This is a genomic window from Nocardioides marinquilinus (assembly GCF_039543705.1).
Taxonomy (GTDB): Bacteria; Actinomycetota; Actinomycetes; order Propionibacteriales; family Nocardioidaceae; genus Nocardioides; species Nocardioides marinquilinus.
The window spans coordinates 147387-163804 of record NZ_BAABKG010000005.1 but is presented as its reverse complement, the minus strand read 5'-3'; the positions used below and the strand labels follow the sequence as shown (position 1 = coordinate 163804).

The 16418-nt window shown below is 74.5% G+C and carries 15 protein-coding genes; 12 read left to right on the top strand and 3 right to left on the bottom strand.

Annotated features, from left to right (window positions below; all coding sequences use genetic code 11):
• The first annotated feature begins 60 nt into the window (after positions 1-60).
• From ABEA04_RS18650 to ABEA04_RS18620, 7 genes are read left to right on the top strand one after another with little or no spacing between them, the layout of a single operon-like run.
• Positions 61-1224 (top strand): glycosyltransferase, encoded by a 1164-nt coding sequence (locus ABEA04_RS18650; RefSeq protein WP_345462247.1) that lies wholly within the window; start codon positions 61-63, stop codon positions 1222-1224.
• Positions 1221-2333, top strand: coding sequence for a glycosyltransferase (locus tag ABEA04_RS18645; protein ID WP_345462245.1), 1113 nt, complete (start codon positions 1221-1223; stop codon positions 2331-2333). The genes ABEA04_RS18650 and ABEA04_RS18645 overlap by 4 nt, the downstream gene beginning before the upstream one ends.
• Positions 2330-3337 carry a hypothetical protein gene (locus ABEA04_RS18640; RefSeq protein ID WP_345462243.1) on the top strand — a complete coding sequence of 336 codons (1008 nt, stop codon included), beginning with the start codon at positions 2330-2332 and terminating at the stop codon, positions 3335-3337. The genes ABEA04_RS18645 and ABEA04_RS18640 overlap by 4 nt, the downstream gene beginning before the upstream one ends.
• Positions 3334-4149 (top strand): glycosyltransferase family 2 protein, encoded by an 816-nt coding sequence (locus tag ABEA04_RS18635; protein WP_345462241.1) that lies wholly within the window; start codon positions 3334-3336, stop codon positions 4147-4149. Before ABEA04_RS18640 ends, ABEA04_RS18635 begins: the two co-directional genes overlap by 4 nt.
• On the top strand, positions 4146-5057 hold the full coding sequence (locus ABEA04_RS18630; RefSeq protein ID WP_345462239.1) for a WcbI family polysaccharide biosynthesis putative acetyltransferase: 912 nt from the start codon (positions 4146-4148) through the stop codon (positions 5055-5057). Before ABEA04_RS18635 ends, ABEA04_RS18630 begins: the two co-directional genes overlap by 4 nt.
• Positions 5054-6058, top strand: coding sequence for a glycosyltransferase family protein (locus ABEA04_RS18625; protein WP_345462236.1), 1005 nt, complete (start codon positions 5054-5056; stop codon positions 6056-6058). Before ABEA04_RS18630 ends, ABEA04_RS18625 begins: the two co-directional genes overlap by 4 nt.
• Entirely contained in the window at positions 6055-7326 is a 1272-nt protein-coding gene (locus tag ABEA04_RS18620) for a glycosyltransferase (RefSeq protein WP_345462234.1), read from the top strand. The genes ABEA04_RS18625 and ABEA04_RS18620 overlap by 4 nt, the downstream gene beginning before the upstream one ends.
• A gap of 112 nt (positions 7327-7438) precedes the next feature.
• On the opposite strand, the gene ABEA04_RS18615 is transcribed toward ABEA04_RS18620, so the two are convergent.
• Positions 7439-9154 carry a DEAD/DEAH box helicase family protein gene (locus ABEA04_RS18615; protein ID WP_345462231.1) on the bottom strand — a complete coding sequence of 572 codons (1716 nt, stop codon included), beginning with the start codon at positions 9152-9154 and terminating at the stop codon, positions 7439-7441.
• Positions 9155-9395: 241 nt separating this feature from the next.
• Between ABEA04_RS18615 and ABEA04_RS18610 the strand changes: the two genes are divergently transcribed.
• Entirely contained in the window at positions 9396-9887 is a 492-nt protein-coding gene (locus ABEA04_RS18610; protein ID WP_345462228.1) for a hypothetical protein, read from the top strand.
• Complete coding sequence (locus tag ABEA04_RS18605; RefSeq protein WP_345462225.1) at positions 9884-10669, top strand: N-formylglutamate amidohydrolase; 786 nt, start codon at positions 9884-9886, stop codon at positions 10667-10669. The genes ABEA04_RS18610 and ABEA04_RS18605 overlap by 4 nt, the downstream gene beginning before the upstream one ends.
• 3 nt (positions 10670-10672) lie before the next feature.
• Here ABEA04_RS18605 and ABEA04_RS18600 read toward each other — a convergent pair whose 3' ends face one another.
• Positions 10673-11824, bottom strand: coding sequence for an acyl-CoA dehydrogenase family protein (locus tag ABEA04_RS18600; protein ID WP_345462222.1), 1152 nt, complete (start codon positions 11822-11824; stop codon positions 10673-10675).
• 192 nt (positions 11825-12016) lie between these two features.
• Entirely contained in the window at positions 12017-12607 is a 591-nt protein-coding gene (wrbA, locus tag ABEA04_RS18595) for an NAD(P)H:quinone oxidoreductase (RefSeq protein ID WP_345462219.1), read from the bottom strand.
• 162 nt (positions 12608-12769) lie between these two features.
• On the opposite strand from wrbA, the gene gatC reads away from it, so the two are divergent.
• Genes gatC through gatB form a run of 3 tightly spaced genes read left to right on the top strand, consistent with a single transcriptional unit; the run spans position 12770 to position 16115 of the window.
• A complete protein-coding gene (gene gatC / locus ABEA04_RS18590) occupies positions 12770-13078 on the top strand; it encodes an Asp-tRNA(Asn)/Glu-tRNA(Gln) amidotransferase subunit GatC (RefSeq protein WP_345462216.1) in 309 nt (102 codons plus the stop codon).
• Positions 13075-14601 (top strand): Asp-tRNA(Asn)/Glu-tRNA(Gln) amidotransferase subunit GatA, encoded by a 1527-nt coding sequence (gene gatA, locus ABEA04_RS18585; protein WP_345462212.1) that lies wholly within the window; start codon positions 13075-13077, stop codon positions 14599-14601. The genes gatC and gatA overlap by 4 nt, the downstream gene beginning before the upstream one ends.
• Positions 14598-16115 carry an Asp-tRNA(Asn)/Glu-tRNA(Gln) amidotransferase subunit GatB gene (gene gatB / locus ABEA04_RS18580; protein WP_345462209.1) on the top strand — a complete coding sequence of 506 codons (1518 nt, stop codon included), beginning with the start codon at positions 14598-14600 and terminating at the stop codon, positions 16113-16115. Before gatA ends, gatB begins: the two co-directional genes overlap by 4 nt.
• Positions 16116-16418 lie beyond the last annotated feature (303 nt).

Sequence of the window (16418 nt, the reverse complement as noted above, 5' to 3'; positions counted from 1 at the left end):
CACCCCCAGCCCGGGAGCCTCCACCCGCCGTCCCGTCCCGTCCACCGACGCCCGGACGGCGTGAAGGCCGATCCGGCCGACGCGACCACCGTCCCGCGTGAGGCATCCCGACCCCGACCGCTCGACGTCGTCGCGGTCCCGGCGTCCCATCCCTACGTCCGCAGCCTGATCCCCACGGGGTCGCGGCCGGACGGCGGGTTCGTCGTGCGACCCGACCCCGACCCCGACGACCCGAGCCGCGTGGCCGGGGCCCGCTGGTGGCCGCCGGTGGCCCTCGACCCCGACTGGCTGGGTGCGCAGGACTGCGACCTGCTGCACGTGCACTTCGGCTTCGACGACCGCACGCCGGCCCAGCTCACCCGGTTGCTCGATGTCGCCCGCGCCCGGGGGGTACCGGTCGTCCTGACCATCCACGACCTGCGCAACCCCCACCACGACGAGCCGGACCTGCTCGAGGCCCAGCTCGCCGTGCTGGTGCCGCGCGTCGACGCGCTGCTGACCCTCACCGACTCCGCGGCCCGCGAGGTCGCGACGCGGTGGGGACGCCGCGCGCACGTCGTCCCGCACCCGCACCTGGTCGACCTGCCCACCATGCGGCGGGTGCGCGCCGAGCGCGCGGCCGCGCCGCCTGGCGGCCCGCGCGTCGTCGGACTCGCCGTCAAGGAGCTGCGCCGCAGCAGCGACCCGCTGCGCCTGCTGCCGCGCCTGGAGCAGACGGTGCGCGAGGACGGCGACGCCCGGCTGCAGGTCACGGTGCACCACGAGGTGCGTCCCCGCACCGACGAGCGGGCACGCCGGCTGATCGAGTGGCTCGACGCCGCGCCCGCCCGCGGCATCGAGGTGGTCTGGCACGACCCGTGGAGCGACGACGAGCTGTGGCAGCGCCTGGCCGCGCTCGACGTCGCCGTGCTGCCCTACCGCTACGGCACCCACTCGGGCTGGCTCGAGGCCTGCCACGACCTCGGCACCCGCGTGCTGGCCCCGAGCCACGGGCACTACGCGGCGCAGGGCGCCGACGGCCTCTACGACTCCGACGAGGCCGGCGTCGACCTCGCGTCGCTCGACGCGGGGCTGCGGCGGCTGCTGGGCCTGAGCCGGGCGGGCGCGCCGCTGCCCGGCCTGGACGCCGACGCGCGGGCCGCCCAGCGCGAGGACGTCGCCGCCTTCCACGCCCGTCTCTACGACCGCCTGGTGGGTGCGACCCGGCAGGAGCAGGCCGGATGACCGCGGCGCCGCGCCCGCTGAGGATCTGCGTCATCGCCTCCTCGCGGTTCCCGATCGCCGAGCCGTTCGCCGGCGGGCTCGAGGCCCACACGCACGCCCTGGTCAGCGAGCTGCGCCGCCGCGGGCACGAGGTCTCGCTGTTCGCGGCGCCCGGCAGCGACCCCGACCTCGGCGTGCTCGAGCTGTCGGTCGAGCCGTTCAGCAGCAGCGACGCCGCGCGCGAGGACATCGCCGCGCCGCCGGAGTGGTGGATGCGCGAGCACCACGCCTACCTCGACCTGATGCTCGACCTGACCCGCCGGCCGGGCCGGTTCGACGTCGTCCACAACAACTCGCTGCACCACCTGCCGATCGCGATGGCGCCGAGCCTCGACGTGCCGGTGGTGACGACGCTGCACACCCCGCCGGTGCCGTGGCTGGAGTCGGCGATCGGGCTCGCGAGCGGCCGCGGCGGGTCGTGCCGGTTCGTGGCCGTCAGCGACGCGACCCGCCGCCAGTGGGCGCCGCGGGTGGCGGCGTCGGTGGTGCACAACGGCGTCGACCCCGAGCGCTGGCCCGCGGGCCGCGGCGGACGACGCGCGGTCTGGTCGGGCCGGCTGGTGCCCGAGAAGGCGCCGCACGAGGCGGTGCGCGCCGCGCTGCTGGCCGGCGTCCCGCTCGACCTGGTGGGTCCGCTCGGCGACCGCGGCTACGTGGCCCGCGAGGTCGCGCCGCACCTCGGCGACCCCGACGACCCGCACGCGCCGGTGCGCTACCTCGGCCACCTCGACCAGCGCGCGCTCAGCGCCGTGGTGGGGGCGGCCGCGGTCGCCGTGGTGACCCCGGCGTGGGAGGAGCCGTTCGGGCTCGTCGCCGCCGAGGCCATGTGCAGCGGCACCCCCGTGGCCGCCGTGGCCCGGGGCGCCCTGCCCGAGCTGGTCACCGGGGCCACCGGCCGGCTGGCCGCGCCCGGCGACGTCGAGGCGCTCGCACGCGCCATCCGCGAGGCGGCCGGGCTCGACCGTGCGGCGGTGCGCGAGGAGGCGGTGGCGCGGTTCGGGCTGGTCGCGATGGTCGACGCCTACGAGCGGGTCTACCGCGACGTCGTCCGGCAGGCCGACGCGGCGTGATCGGCTACTACGCCCACCACCACGGCAGCGGCCACCTGCGCCACGCGCTGACGCTGGCCGAGCGGCTCGGCGACGTCACGGTGCTGAGCTCGCTGGCCCGGCCGGACGGCGTCCGGGTGCCCTGGCTCGAGCTGCCGATGGACGCCGACCCGGCCGACCCCGCCCCGCGCGACCCGACCGCCGGGGGAGCGCTGCACTGGGCGCCGCTCGGGCACCGCGGCCTCGCCCGCCGCACGGCGGCGGTGTCGGCGTGGCTCGAGCAGGCCCGGCCCGACGTCGTGGTCTGCGACGTGTCGCAGGAGGTCGCGCTGCTGTGCCGGCTGCACGGCGTGCCGGTGGTCTCGGTCGTGCCGCCCGGCCACCGCGACGACGCCGCCCACCACCTCGGGCTGCGCGCGGCCACCCGGCTGTGCGGGTTCTGGCCGGCGTCCGCGGACGGCGTGCTCACCGGTCTGCCCGACGACGTCGCCGCGCGGGTCGAGCCGCTGGGCGCGCTGTCGCGCCTGGCGACCCGGTCGTCCGGGCGGCGGCCGGGTGGCGGACGGCGGCTCGTCGTCCTCGGCGGCCGCGGCGGCGACGCGTGGACGACCGAGCAGGTGCGCCGGCTGGAGGCCGACGCCACCGGGTGGCAGGTCGACGTGCTCGGCCCCGGCGGCACCTGGGTCGACGACCCCGCGCCGCTGCTCGCCGCGGCCGACGTCGTGGTGGTGCAGGCGGGCCAGAACGCGGTGGCCGAGGCGGCGGCGTGCCGGGTGCCGACGATCGCGGTCGCCGCGGCGCGGCCGTTCGACGAGCAGGTCGCGACCGCCGCGGTGCTCGACCGCGGCCCGTGGCCCGTCGTGGCGCTGCCGCGGCTCGAGCACGACGACTGGCCCGCGCTGCTCGACCGCGTGGCCGTGCTGGACGGCGACGCCTGGGCCACCTGGTGCGACGGCGGGGCGGCCGACCGCTTCGCCGCGCTGGTGCGCGAGACGGCCGGCGCCCTCACCGGGACGGCGGCGTGAGCGCCCCCGGCCGGGTCGGGGTGGTGACCGTCGTCCACGGCCGTCACGAGCACCTCGCCCTGCAGGAGGCCGGCCTGGCCGCCTCGCACCGCCCGCCCGACGTGCGGGTGCGCGTCGCGATGGCCGACCCCGACGTCACCGGCCCCGACGTCGTGGCGCTCGACGTCGCCCCGGGCCGGCCGCTGCCGGTCGCGGCGGCGCGCAACCTCGGCGCCCGCACCGCGCTCGACGGGGGCGCCGACGTGCTGGTGTTCCTCGACGTCGACTGCGTACCCGCGCCCGGCGCGCTCGCCGCCTACGCCGAGGCGGTGGCCGACGAGCCCGGCACGGTGTGGTGCGGGCCGGTGACCTACCTCGAGGAGGCCGACCGGCCCTACCGCCTCGCCGACCTCGCACGGCTCGACGCGCCGCACCCCGCGCGACCGGCGCCCGCGCCGGGGGAGCGGCGGCACGACGACCGCTGGGCGCTGTTCTGGTCGCTGTCGTTCGCGGTCGGCGCCGCGGCCTGGGAGCGCTGCGGCGGCTTCGACGAGGCCTACGAGGGCTACGGCGGCGAGGACACCGACCTCGGCCAGCGCGCCGCCCGCGCCGGCCTGCGGCTGGGGTGGCTGGGCGCCGCCCGCGCCTACCACCAGCACCACCCGACGTCCGACCCGCCGGTGCAGCACGTGGCCGACGTCGTGCGCAACGGCCGGTTGTTCCGCGACCGGTGGGGCTGGTGGCCCATGGGCGGCTGGCTCGAGGCGTTCGAGGCCCGCGGGCTGGTGCGCCGGGTCGGTGACGACGGTGACGACTGGGTGGTCGCGACGTGACCGCGCTCGACGCCGGACGCCGCGCGCACTACGCCGGCTTCTACTCCGACGACGTCGGCCACCCGCTCGTCGTGGTCGGCAACTGCCAGGCCGAGTCGCTGCGGCTCCTGCTCGACCCCACGGACGAGCGCAGCGTCCGCGTGCCTCCGGTCTTCGAGCTGGACGCCGCCGAGGCCGCCCGGCTGCACGAGCTGGTGCGCCACGCGCGGGCGCTGGTGGTGCAGCCGGTGCGCGACGGCTACCGCGGCCTGCCGCTCGGCACTGAACAGCTGCGGGCGTCGCTGCCCGCGGGGGCGCGGTGCGTCGTCGTCCCCATCGTGCGGTTCACCGGACTGCATCCCACGCAGCTGGTGCACCACCCGGCCGAGGGCGCCGAGCCGATGCCGCTCGTGCCCTACCACGACCTGCGCGTGGTGCGGGCCGCGCTGACCGGCCGGGACGACGTCCCGGCGCTGGAGCGTGGGCACGTGCTGGCGGTGGCGGCGGCGTCGGTCGCCGAGCTGCGGCGGCGCGAGCGGCACACCGACGTCGCGGTCTCCGACCTGCTCGCCGAGCCCCGCCCCGACGACTTCCGCACCGTCAACCACCCCGGCAACCGCGTGCTCGTGGGCCTGGCCTCGCGCGTGGCCGCGGCGCTCGACCGGCCGCGGGCCACCGACCCCGGCGTCGGCCTGCTGACCTCGGTGCGCGCGCCGGTCGAGCCGGTCGTGGCGCGCACCTGGGGCTTCGGGTGGCGCCCCGAGCACGCCGACTGGTGGGTCGAGGGCGAGCGGCTGCCGGCGTCCGACGTGGCGGCCGCGCACCGCGCGCACTACGCGGCCCACCCGCCGCTCGCCACCGAGGTGTGGCAGGCCCACCTCGCCACCGCGCGCGACCTCGGGCTCGCACCGTGGGGGCCGCCCCGATGAGCGCACCGGCCCACCTCGTGGTCGCGGGCACCGCCCGCCACGGGGTCTCCCTGCTGGCCACCCAGCTCGCCGACCGCCTCGGCGCGCCGGTGGTCGACGACCTCGACGAGGCGGCCGCGCTGCCCGCCGTCCACGTGCACCTGACCGACACGCTGTTCGGCCGCACCCCCGGCGAGGCCGCCGGCGTGCTGCGGCGGCTGTGCGGGTCGACGCGGGTGACGCTGACGCTGCACGACGTGCCGCAGCCCACCGACGGCGACGGCTTCGCGCGGCGACGCGCCTGCTACGCCGACGTGCTCGGCACCGGGGCGCGCTGGGCGACCAGCTCGCGGTCGGAGCGGCTGCTGGTCGAGCGCTGGTGCGCCCCGGGCACGGACGGCGCGGTCGTGCCGCTGCCGGTCGTCGAGGTGGACGCCGCCCCGCAGGCCGCCGTCCGACCCGGACCGGTGCCACCCGGCGACGCCACGATCGGCGTGCTCGGCTGGGTCTACCCCGGCAAGGGCCACGAGCTGGCCCTGGCCGTCGCCGCCCGGCTCGGCACGTCGGCGGCGGAGCGGCCGCGGGTGGTCGCGCTCGGCGCCGTCGCCCCCGGCCACGACGACCTCGCCGAGCACCTGCGCGCCGAGGCCGACCGGCTCGGCGTCCGGCTCGAGATCAGCGGGTGGCTCGACGACGCCGCGCTCACCGCGCGGGCCGCCGCGGTCGACGTCCCGCTGGCCGGGCACCGCAACGTCTCGGCGTCCGGGTCGATCAACAGCTGGCTGACGGTCGGACGGCGTCCGCTCGTGCGGGCGTGCGACTACACGCGCGAGATGGCCGGGCTGCGGCCCGGCACCCTCGAGCTGTTCGACGCCGAGGCCGAGGACGACCCGGCCTCGCTCGTGGCGCAGGTGGCGGCGCGGCTGCGGTGGCCCGAGCTGGGCGTGGTGGCCGACGGCGCGCTGCTGCGCCCGACGCTCGACGACGTCGCCGGGCTCTACCGGGCGTGGTGGGCGTCGTGAGCCGTTCGCCGTGCGACGTGTGCCCCGGCCACGAGCCGCCGCCGCGGCTGGACGACGCCAGCACGGTCTCGGTGGTGGTGACCCACTTCGAGCAGCCCGACGACCTCGCCCGCACGCTGCGCTGCCTGGAGCAGCAGACGGTGGCGCCGGTCGAGGTGATCGTGACCGACGACGGGTCGGCCACGCCGCCGCGGGTGCCGGCCGGCGTCCGGCTGCTGACCCAGCCCGACCAGGGGTTCCGGGCCGCGCTGGCGCGCAACCGGGCGGTCGAGGCGGCGCGCGGCGACCTCGTCGTCCTGCTCGACGCCGACACCGCGCCCGAGCCGACGCTGGTCGAGCGGCTGACGGCGCCGGTGCGGGCCGATCCCGACGTGCTGGCCGGGGGACGCCGTCGGCACACCACCTACGGCGCGCCGGCGCTCGACCCGGCCGCCCCGCTGCGCGGAGCGCTCGAGCACGCGCTGCCCGAGCCGGCCTGGCTGGCCGAGGGGTGGGCCGGGTCCGACGACCTGCGGGCGGCCGACGACGGGTCGTTCCGCTACCTGTTCGGCGCCATCCTCGCCGCCTCGGCGTGGGGCTGGCGGCGCATCGGGGGGTTCGACCCCACGTTCTCCGACTACGGCGGTGAGGACTGGGACCTCGCCCACCGCTGGTGGCGCGACGGCGGCCGGCTGCGGCACGTGCCCGACGCCGTCGCCTGGCACCACGGCGCCGACGCCGGGCTCGAGCCGCGGGCGTGGGGCGAGACCGGCGTGGTCGACGACCGGCTGCTGGTCGAGTCGCTCGCCGTCGCACGCCGCATCCACGCCGCGCCGGTGGCCTTCCGCGGGCTGCGCTCCGGGCCGCCGCGGGTCGTCGTCACCCACGACGACGACCTGCCCGACCGCGAGCTGGTGATCGCCGTCGACGGGCTGCTCGCCGGGCTGCCGCACGCCGTCGTCGTGAGCGACCGGGCGGTGTGGGCGGGGGTCGGTGACGACCGCGTGCGCGCCGACGCCGGGCCGCTGCGGACGGCGTCCGTGGGGCTGCACCTGCACCGCGGCCTCACCGGCGACCCCGCCGCCTGGGTGCCGCTGGCGCACCCGGACGACGTCCGCGTGTGCCACGAGGTGGACGACGCCCCCGCCGTGACGGCGACCGACCTGCGCCGCCTGCGCCGCACCCACCTCGGCCTCGAGCCGGAGTCCGCGACCACCCGCCCGGTCCCCGACGCCCTCCGCCCGGTCGGCGACACCACGCTCGCGGCGTGGCTGGGCGGCTGGGGCTGAGAGGTGCCTCGAACTGCCGCGCGGGCGCAGATCGTGGGGCCGGGTCAAGTGGTGCGGGTTAGTTCGGCGCGCTGTGCTGGCGTGCGCGACACGCTGGTTCCGGTCACGGCGGTCATGGCCGTAGCGGAAACCAATCGGCGCTACCGCGATCATGCGGTGGGGGCTTCGGACCGGTGAGCTTTGGCTTGAGGAACTCGACAATGTCACGGCTGCTGGCAAAGGACGGGAAGACTCGAGCCTCGTCTGCGACGTCCCACACCATGGACGTGTACTCACTGAGTGCGCCCTTAGCTGGGTCCTCAGTGGTGCCCTCTGCATAAAGCACGACGAGGCGGGCGATGCGCCCATCCGTCTTGAGTCGAAGGACTCGGCCCATTCGCTGAATCATCTGCCGCCGACTATTGCTGGCGCTGACGACTACACCGAGGTCTGCCTCGGGTACGTCGATCCCCTCGTCCAACACGCGCGGAGCAGCTAGTGCAGTTCGCACGCCCGAGCGGAACGCGTCGAGCATCTGCTCGCGCTGCTCTCCGTCGAGCTCGCCATAAATCGCGCCCGCGGGGTGACCCAAGTTGCTGAGAAGTTGAGCCGCATCCACCGCAGCATTCTTGGTCTGGGTGAAGATCAGCGTGCCCTTTGCCTGCGCGATCGCTGGTTCTAGGTCTCGCAGGCACTGCCTCTTGGCGTCCGTGTCCGCCAGCAGGGCGCGTCGCTTGTTGAAACTCCCGACGAGGCGGCGGGCCGCCTGCTGCACATGGGGATCGGCATGCCCCTTGGCTGCCGCGCTTGCTTGCCTCATCAGTTCGTCGTGGCATTTCGAGAAGCCGTGTTGTTCAAGGACCTTCCGGGCCTGCCCGCCGCGACGAGAAAGCTGGTCGTATTGTGCCTGCTCGCTTTGTGATAGTCGGACGCCGATGAAAGCAAGCCTGAAGGATGTGACTACCTCTTCGCGGATCGCTCGTCGATAGTCGATTTCAAAGACGGGCTCAGGGCCGAAGTATTTGGCAAGCCGGGCGTCTCCATCGTCTCCGCGGGCGTAGGTAGCCGATAGTCCCAGTCGGGCCTCGAATTGGGTGTTCAAGTGCTCGCTCCACGACTCCGAGCCGTAGCGGTGACACTCGTCCGCGATGAGCAGGCCGGAACTGCCATCGAGAGGCACGAAGGGGGCGCTGTGGACGGTAGTCACGACTATGTCCTTCACACACAAAGTATCGCGATGACCGTCCCCACGTCGACCCACGCGCGCCGCGCCGAAATACTCGACGAGACTCCTATCCCATTGCCGAACCAGGGCCCGCGTCGGGACTACGACCAGTACCTTGCCGCCGCGGGCCAGTTCGGCGTGCGCAGCCTCGATGCCGACCATGGTCTTGCCGGTGCCGGTGACCGCTTGCACCACGCCTACACGACCCGCCTCTTCCCACTTCTCCAAGGCGTCGAGCTGCCAGGGCCGAAGCGGAAAGCCAGTGCGCTCAAAGGACCCGTGAGAACGGCCCCTAACAAGCTCTGCCGAAGCCAAAGCCGATCGCAAACTGAGGGACGCCGATTGCGGTGCGGTCAGGCACCATTGCGGTGGGGCTTCACCACGATGCCGAACCTCGCCTGCCCGTTCCAACTGATAGAGGCGGGAGTTGAGTTCGCGGGTACCGCCGTCCACACCAAGGCCGAGATCTCGCACCTGACGCAGGATCTCGCGCTTGTCGGACCATGGGTTGCTGGCAAGTGCGACCTTGATGGCGTGATCGAGCGACGCCGTCTCTGGTTCACCGGACTCGTTCCTGCGGAGGGGTCGAAGTGGGTGCGCTTCAGCGGTGACGGCTGCAGACATGTGCTCTCCGTTGGGGGCGGGGACATCTCAGATGGAGGGGAGGATTACTGACTCATCGGATGCTGTGTCAGCTGACTTGCGCCTTTGGTCGAAGATTGCTTGCTCGCACCTGATCGAGACGGACACCGCGGTTGTCACCTCGGTACTCGCAACCCCTACCGGTTGGTCCCTCGAAGGACGAGCAGCTGCATCGCTCATTCCGGGGCCTGGATTTGTCGGAGGTCGCTGGCACCGTGCCCCCATGACCGACCAACACGACCACCCCTGGCCCGGCCCCCTCGTGGTCGGCGCGTGCAGCACCGGCAGCCTGGCCTTCGTGCCCGAGGGTTACGCCGTTGGCGCGGCTGCCGAGCTCGACGGCTGGCGTGCTGCGACGACGTGGCGGGAGGCGCGCGAGCTGGCACGCACCGCCGAGCACCTCGGCGCGCCGTTCCACCTCGACGACCTGGAACCCGAGGAGGACGGTGAGGCCGCCTTCGACGTTCGCGAGGTCGGCGTCGTGGCCGACGGTGACTGGCCGCCGATGTCGTCCGCGGTGAGTCTCGAGCTGGTCGAGCGGTACTGGCCCGGGCGGGCGGCGTTCGCGCCCGGCTCGGCCGCCGAGACCGTGCTGAACGGCCCGTACCTCGAGGTTGACCCTGCCGAGGAGGCAGCGCTCGTCGCCGAGCTCGAGCGCGCTGGCTGCACGGTGCGCATCGACCACGACCTGATGCGCCGGGCTGGGCAGGTATGACCCCACTGTCGTTCGAGGTCGTGCCGGGCGACGCCGCCTCGACGGTCGTGCTGCACGTGCCGCACTCCTCGCGCACGGTCCCGCCCGACGTCCGGCGCGGCATCCTGCTGGACGACGCCGCGCTCGAGCGCGAGCTCGACGCGATCACCGACGCCCGCACCGACGAGATCGCCCTCGGCGCCGCCGAGGCGGCGGTGGTGCGGCCGTGGGTCTTCGTCAACCGGCTCTCACGGCTCGTCGTCGATCCCGAGCGCTTCCCCGACGAGCGGGAGGAGATGAGCGAGGTGGGCATGGGCGCGGTCTACGAGCGCACGACCGGGCTCGAGGTGCTGCGCCGTCCGACCGACGGCGAGCGGGCGTCGCTGCTGGCGGCGTACTTCGAGCCGTACGCCGACGCCCTCGCCCGCCTGGTGCGTGAACGACTGGCGGCCGTCGGCCGGGTCACCGTGCTCGACGTCCACTCCTACGCCCGCGACGCCCTGCCCTACGAGCGGCACGGCGACGGGCCGCGCCCCGAGGTCTGTCTCGGCACCGACGCCTTCCACACCCCGCCGTCCCTCGTCGCCGCCGCCCGCGCCTGCTTCGAGCCTCACGTCGACGACCTCGGCCTCGACTCGCCGTTCGCCGGTTGCTACGTGCCGCTGGAGCACTACGGCGTCGAGCCCGCCGTCACCGGCCTGATGCTCGAGCTGCGGCGCGACGTCGTCGCGGCCCGGCTCGACCGGCTCGCGTCCGCGACGGGCGCGCTGGTCGACCGCGTCGAGGACGACCGCCCGCGGTGACGCTCAGGCGCCGAGCAGCTGGCGCGCCATGACGACGCGCTGCACCTGGTTGGTGCCCTCGTAGATCTGGGTGATCTTGGCGTCGCGCATCATGCGCTCGGCCGGGAAGTCCTGGGTGTAGCCGGAGCCGCCGAGCAGCTGGACGGCGTCGACGGTGATCTCCATGGCGACGTCGCTGGCGTAGCACTTGGCGGCGGCGCCGAAGAACGAGAGGTCGGCGTCGTCGCGCTCGGACTTGGCGGCGGCGACGTAGACCAGCTGGCGGGCGGCCTCGAGCTTCATCGCCATGTCGGCGAGCATGAACTGCACGCCCTGGAACTCCGCGACCGCGCGGCCGAACTGCTGGCGCTCCTTGACGTAGCCGGTGGCGAGGTCGAGGGCGCCCTGCGCGATGCCGACGGCCTGCGCGCCGATGGTGATGCGGGTGTGGTCGAGGGTGCGCAGCGCCAGCTTGAGGCCGGTGCCGGGCTCGCCGATCATCCGGTCGGCGGGGATGCGGGCGCCGTCGAGCAGCACCTCGCGGGTGGGGGATCCCTTGATGCCGAGCTTCTTCTCGGGCGCGCCGAACGAGACGCCCTCGTCGTCCTTCTCGACCACGAACGCCGAGATGCCGCGGCCGCGGCCGGCGTCGGGGTCGGTGACGGCGAGCACGGTGTAGAACTGCGAGACGCCGGCGTTGGTGATCCACGCCTTCTGGCCGTCGAGCACCCAGTGGTCGCCGTCGCGCACGGCCCGGGTGCGCATCGAGGCCGTGTCGGAGCCGGCCTCGCGCTCCGAGAGCGCGTAGGAGAAGCCCTCGCCGGCCGCCAGTCGCGGCAGGTAGCGGCGCTTGAGGTCGTCGGAGCCACCGAGGATGACCGGCATCGAGCCCAGCTTGTTGACCGCCGGGATCAGGGACGACGACGCGCAGCCCCGCGCGACCTCCTCGATGACGATGCAGGTGGCCAGCGCGTCGGCACCGACGCCGTCGTAGTCGTCGGGCACGTGCGGGGCGTGGAAGTCGGAGGCGACCAGCGCGTCGTGCGCCTCCTGCGGGTAGCGCGCCTCGGCGTCGACGGCGGCGGCGTACGGCGTCACCTTGTCGGCGACGAGGTCGCGGACGGCGGCCCGCAGCTCGTCGTGGTCGTCGCTGGTGCGGAACAGGTCGAACGTCATCCGGGGCACTCCTGGGTCGGCTCGTGACGGCTTGCTACTCACGAGTATCCCGCGCCGTGGTCACGGTTCCCAACCGAGCGATCGCTCGGCTCGTGGACGCGGAACGGCCCGGCGGCCGCACGTGCCGAGCGATCGCTCGGTTCGTGCGGCGGCCGGGCCGCCGGGTTGCTCAGGTGCGGGTCGCGGCTGGCCTCAGCCCAGGCGACCGGCGATGTCGAGGACGCGGGTGACCAGGTGGTCGAGCGCGGCGAGGTCGGTCTCGTTCAGCTCGGACCCGCCGCCGGTGACCTTGCCGACGCCGTAGGGGTTGCCGTCGTTGAACTTGATCTGGTCGGTGTAGCCCGGCGGCACGATGATGCCGCCCCAGTGGGCGAAGGTGGTCATGAGCGAGAGCAGGGTGCTCTCCTGGCCGCCGTGCAGGGTCTGGCTCGAGGTGAAGCCGGCGTAGACCTTGTCGGCCAGCTTGCCCTCGCCCCACAGCGGGCCGAGGGTGTCGATGAAGCCCTGCAGCTGGCTCGAGACGTGGCCGTAGCGGGTGCCCGAGCCGATGATCGCGGCGTCGGCCCAGTCGAGGTCGGTCGGCTCGGCGACCGGCTGGCCCTCCATCTCGGCGACGTGGGCGGCCCAGGCGTCGACCGACTCGACGGCCTCGCGCGGGGCGGTCTCGCGCACGTGGCGCAGCCGCACCTCGGCGCCGGCCTTCTCGGCGGTCTCCGCGAGCCGGGTCGCCATCGCGTGCCCGGTGCCCTGGCTGGAGTAGTAGACGATCGCGAGCTTGGTCATGTTGAACACTCAATCATCCGGACGCCGTTCGACCCACACCCGTTCGGGTTGGCTCCGGAGGGGTGCCGGTCCGGCGCGTCGCGGCTCCACCACGGCCGGACCGAGAGCCGGGGGAGCGGACCGTCACGCTCCTCCTCCGCCGACCCTCCTAGGGTTGGGCCCATGGCTGATGCACCACGGATCTCGCGCGAGGAGGTCGCCCACCTCGCGACCCTCGCCCGGATCGACCTCGACGACGCCGAGCTCGACCACCTCGCCCCCCAGCTGTCGGTGATCCTCGACTCGGTGGCCTCCATCGCGGGCGTGGCCGGCGACGACGTCCCGCCGACGTCGCACCCGCTGCCGCTGACGAACGTCTTCCGCGACGACGTCGTCGTCCCCGGGCTGAGCGCCGAGCAGGCGCTCTCGGGCGCGCCCGAGCAGGACCAGCAGCGCTTCTCGGTGCCGCGCATCCTCGGGGACGAGCAGTGAGCGCCCTGGTGCGGCGCACGGCGGCCGAGCTCGCCGACGCCCTCGCCGCGGGCGAGACCAGCTCGGTCGAGCTGACCCGGGCGCACCTCGACCGCATCGGCGAGGTCGACGGCGCCGTCCACGCCTTCCTGCACGTCGACGCCGAGGGCGCGCTCGCCCAGGCCGCGGCCGCCGACGAGCGCCGCGCCGAGGGCACCACGCTCTCGCCGCTGGACGGCGTCCCGATCGCGGTCAAGGACGTGCTGGCCACCGAGGGGCTACCCACCACGTGCGGCTCGAAGATCCTCGAGGGCTGGGTGCCGCCGTACGACGCCACCGCGGTCGCGCGGCTGCGCGCGGCCGGCCTGCCGATCCTCGGCAAGACCAACATGGACGAGTTCGCGATGGGCTCCTCCACCGAGCACTCCGCCTACGGCCCCACCCGCAACCCGTGGGACCTCGACCGCATCCCCGGTGGCTCCGGCGGCGGGTCGGCCGCGGCCGTCGCCGCCTTCGAGGCGCCGCTCGCGCTGGGCACCGACACCGGCGGCTCGATCCGTCAGCCGGGCGCCGTCACCGGCACCGTCGGCGTGAAGCCGACCTACGGCGCCGTCTCGCGCTACGGCCTCGTGGCGCTGGCCAACTCGCTCGACCAGGTCGGCCCGGTCACCCGCACCGTGCTCGACGCCGCGCTGCTGCACGAGGTGATCGGCGGGCACGACCCGCGCGACTCCACCTCGATTCAGGCGCCCGTGCCCGACCTCGTGGCCGCCGCCCGCCGCGGGGCCGACGGCGACCTCACCGGCGTCCGCGTCGGCGTCGTCAAGGAGCTCGGCGGCGACGGCTACCAGGACGGCGTCCTCGCCCGGTTCACCGAGACCGTCGACCTGATGGTCGCCGCGGGCGCCGAGGTGGTCGAGGTCTCGTGCCCGAGCTTCGTGCACGCCCTCGCGGCCTACTACCTGATCCTGCCGGCCGAGGCGTCGAGCAACCTCGCCAAGTTCGACGCCATGCGCTACGGCCTGCGGGTGCTGCCCGACGGCGTCGCCGACCCGAGCGCGGAGGAGGTCATGCGGGCCACCCGCGACGCCGGCTTCGGCGACGAGGTCAAGCGCCGCATCATCCTGGGCACCTACGCGCTCTCCAGCGGCTACTACGACGCCTACTACGGGCAGGCGCAGAAGGTGCGCACGCTCATCACGCGCGACTTCGACGCCGCGTTCGAGCGGGCGGACGTGCTGGTCAGCCCCACGGCGCCCACCACGGCGTTCCGGCTCGGCGAGAAGGTCGACGACCCGCTGGCGATGTACCTCAACGACCTCGCCACCATCCCCGCCAACCTCTCCGGCGTGCCCGGCATCTCGGTGCCGAGCGGGCTCGCCGACGAGGACGGCCTGCCCGCCGGCCTGCAGGTGCTGGCGCCGGTGCAGGCCGACGACCGCTGCTACCGCGTCGGCGCGGCGGTCGAGGCGATCCTGACCGAGAAGTGGGGCGGGCCGCTGCTGGTCCAGGCCCCCGACGTCCCGAACGGAGCCCGCGCATGACCACGACCGCGCACGGCGAGACCCTCGTCCCCTTCGACGACGTGCTGGCCCGCTACGAGCCCGCGCTCGGCCTCGAGGTGCACGTCGAGCTGAGCACCGCCACCAAGATGTTCTGCGGCTGCCCCGCGACGTTCGGCGGCGAGCCGAACACGCAGGTGTGCCCGGTGTGCCTGGGCCTGCCGGGCGCGATGCCGGTGGTGAACCGGGCGGCGGTCGAGTCGGCCATCCGCATCGGGCTGGCGCTCAACTGCTCGATCGCCGAGTGGTGCCGCTTCGCGCGCAAGAACTACTTCTACCCCGACATGCCGAAGAACTTCCAGACCTCCCAGTACGACGAGCCGATCGCCTTCGACGGGTGGCTCGACGTCGAGCTGGGGGACGGCGAGACCGTGCGCGTCGAGATCGAGCGCGCCCACATGGAGGAGGACACCGGCAAGTCGACCCACGTCGGCACCACGGGCCGCATCCACGGCGCCACGCACAGCCTCGTCGACTACAACCGCGCCGGCATCCCGCTCATCGAGATCGTCACCCGGCCGATCCTCGGCATCGGCGAGCGGGCACCCGAGGTGGCCGCGGCCTACGTGCGCCAGCTGCGCGACCTGATCGTGGCGCTCGGCGTCTCGGAGGCCCGCATGGACCGCGGCAACCTGCGCGCCGACGTCAACCTGTCGCTCTCGCCGCGCGACGGCGAGGGCGCGGGCGTGCTCGGCACTCGCACCGAGACCAAGAACGTCAACTCGTTCCGCTCCGTCGAGCGGGCGGTGCGCTTCGAGATGCAGCGCCACGCCGCCGTGCTGGACGGCGGCGGGTCGATCCTGCAGGAGACCCGCCACTGGCACGAGGACACCGGCGTGACCACCTCGGGCCGCGAGAAGTCCGACGCCGAGGACTACCGCTACTTCCCCGAGCCCGACCTGGTGCCCGTCGCGCCCGACGTCGCCTGGGTCGACGAGCTGCGCGGCACGCTGCCCGAGAACCCGGCCCAGCGGCGCACCAAGCTGCAGGCCGAGTGGGGCTTCACCGACCTCGAGATGCGCGACACGGTCGGCGCCGGGGCGCTCGGGCTGGTCGAGGAGACCGTCGCCGCCGGCGCCGCCCCGCAGGCGGCCCGCAAGTGGTGGCTCGGCGAGCTCGCACGGCGCGCCAACGACACCGGCGCCGACATCGCCGACCTCGGCGTCACGCCGCAGCAGGTGGCCGGCGTCCAGGCGCTGGTCGACGCCGGCACCATCAACGACAAGCTGGCCCGCCAGGTCATCGACGGCCTGCTGGCCGGCGAGGGCACCCCGGAGCAGATCGTCGAGGCCCGCGGCCTGGCCGTCGTCTCCGACGAGGGCGCGCTCGGTGCCGCCGTCGACGAGGCCATCGCCGCCAACCCCGACGTCGCCCAGAAGATCCGCGACGGCAAGGTCGCCGCCGCCGGCGCCCTCATCGGCGCGGTGATGAAGCAGATGCGCGGCCAGGCCGACGCCGGCCGGGTCCGCGAGCTCATCCTCGAACGCCTCACCTGACCCTGTCGGACGGCGGTAGTCCCTGACGCAGATCAAGGTCGCGGGCCCGACAACCTTGATTTACGTCAGGGACTACCGCTACTGACCTATCGCGATAGTCCGGCAGGGGTAGTCCCTGACGTTCGGGGGGTCCGGACAGCCGTTCGACCCCGCAAACGTCCGGGACTACCGGGCTCGGCCCCCCGGCGAAGCGGGGCCGACGGTGGGTTGGGTCTAGGGTCGGCGCGACAAGTCCATCAACGCCCGAGGTGGGGAAAGCCGGTCGAAGTCCGGCGCTGACCCGCAACCGTAGGCGGCGTCCCC

Excerpts from the sequence above, each read along its gene's own strand:
- wrbA (WP_345462219.1), bottom strand. The coding sequence starts at position 12,607 with ATGACCAAGCTCGCGATCGTCTACTACTCCAGCCAGGGCACCGGGCAC.
- ABEA04_RS18600 (WP_345462222.1), bottom strand. The coding sequence starts at position 11,824 with ATGACGTTCGACCTGTTCCGCACCAGCGACGACCACGACGAGCTGCGG.
- ABEA04_RS18610 (WP_345462228.1), top strand. The coding sequence starts at position 9,396 with ATGACCGACCAACACGACCACCCCTGGCCCGGCCCCCTCGTGGTCGGC.
- ABEA04_RS18625 (WP_345462236.1), top strand. The coding sequence starts at position 5,054 with ATGAGCGCACCGGCCCACCTCGTGGTCGCGGGCACCGCCCGCCACGGG.
- ABEA04_RS18645 (WP_345462245.1), top strand. The coding sequence starts at position 1,221 with ATGACCGCGGCGCCGCGCCCGCTGAGGATCTGCGTCATCGCCTCCTCG.
- ABEA04_RS18605 (WP_345462225.1), top strand. The coding sequence starts at position 9,884 with ATGACCCCACTGTCGTTCGAGGTCGTGCCGGGCGACGCCGCCTCGACG.
- ABEA04_RS18615 (WP_345462231.1), bottom strand. The coding sequence starts at position 9,154 with ATGTCTGCAGCCGTCACCGCTGAAGCGCACCCACTTCGACCCCTCCGC.
- gatB (WP_345462209.1), top strand. The coding sequence starts at position 14,598 with ATGACCACGACCGCGCACGGCGAGACCCTCGTCCCCTTCGACGACGTG.
- gatC (WP_345462216.1), top strand. The coding sequence starts at position 12,770 with ATGGCTGATGCACCACGGATCTCGCGCGAGGAGGTCGCCCACCTCGCG.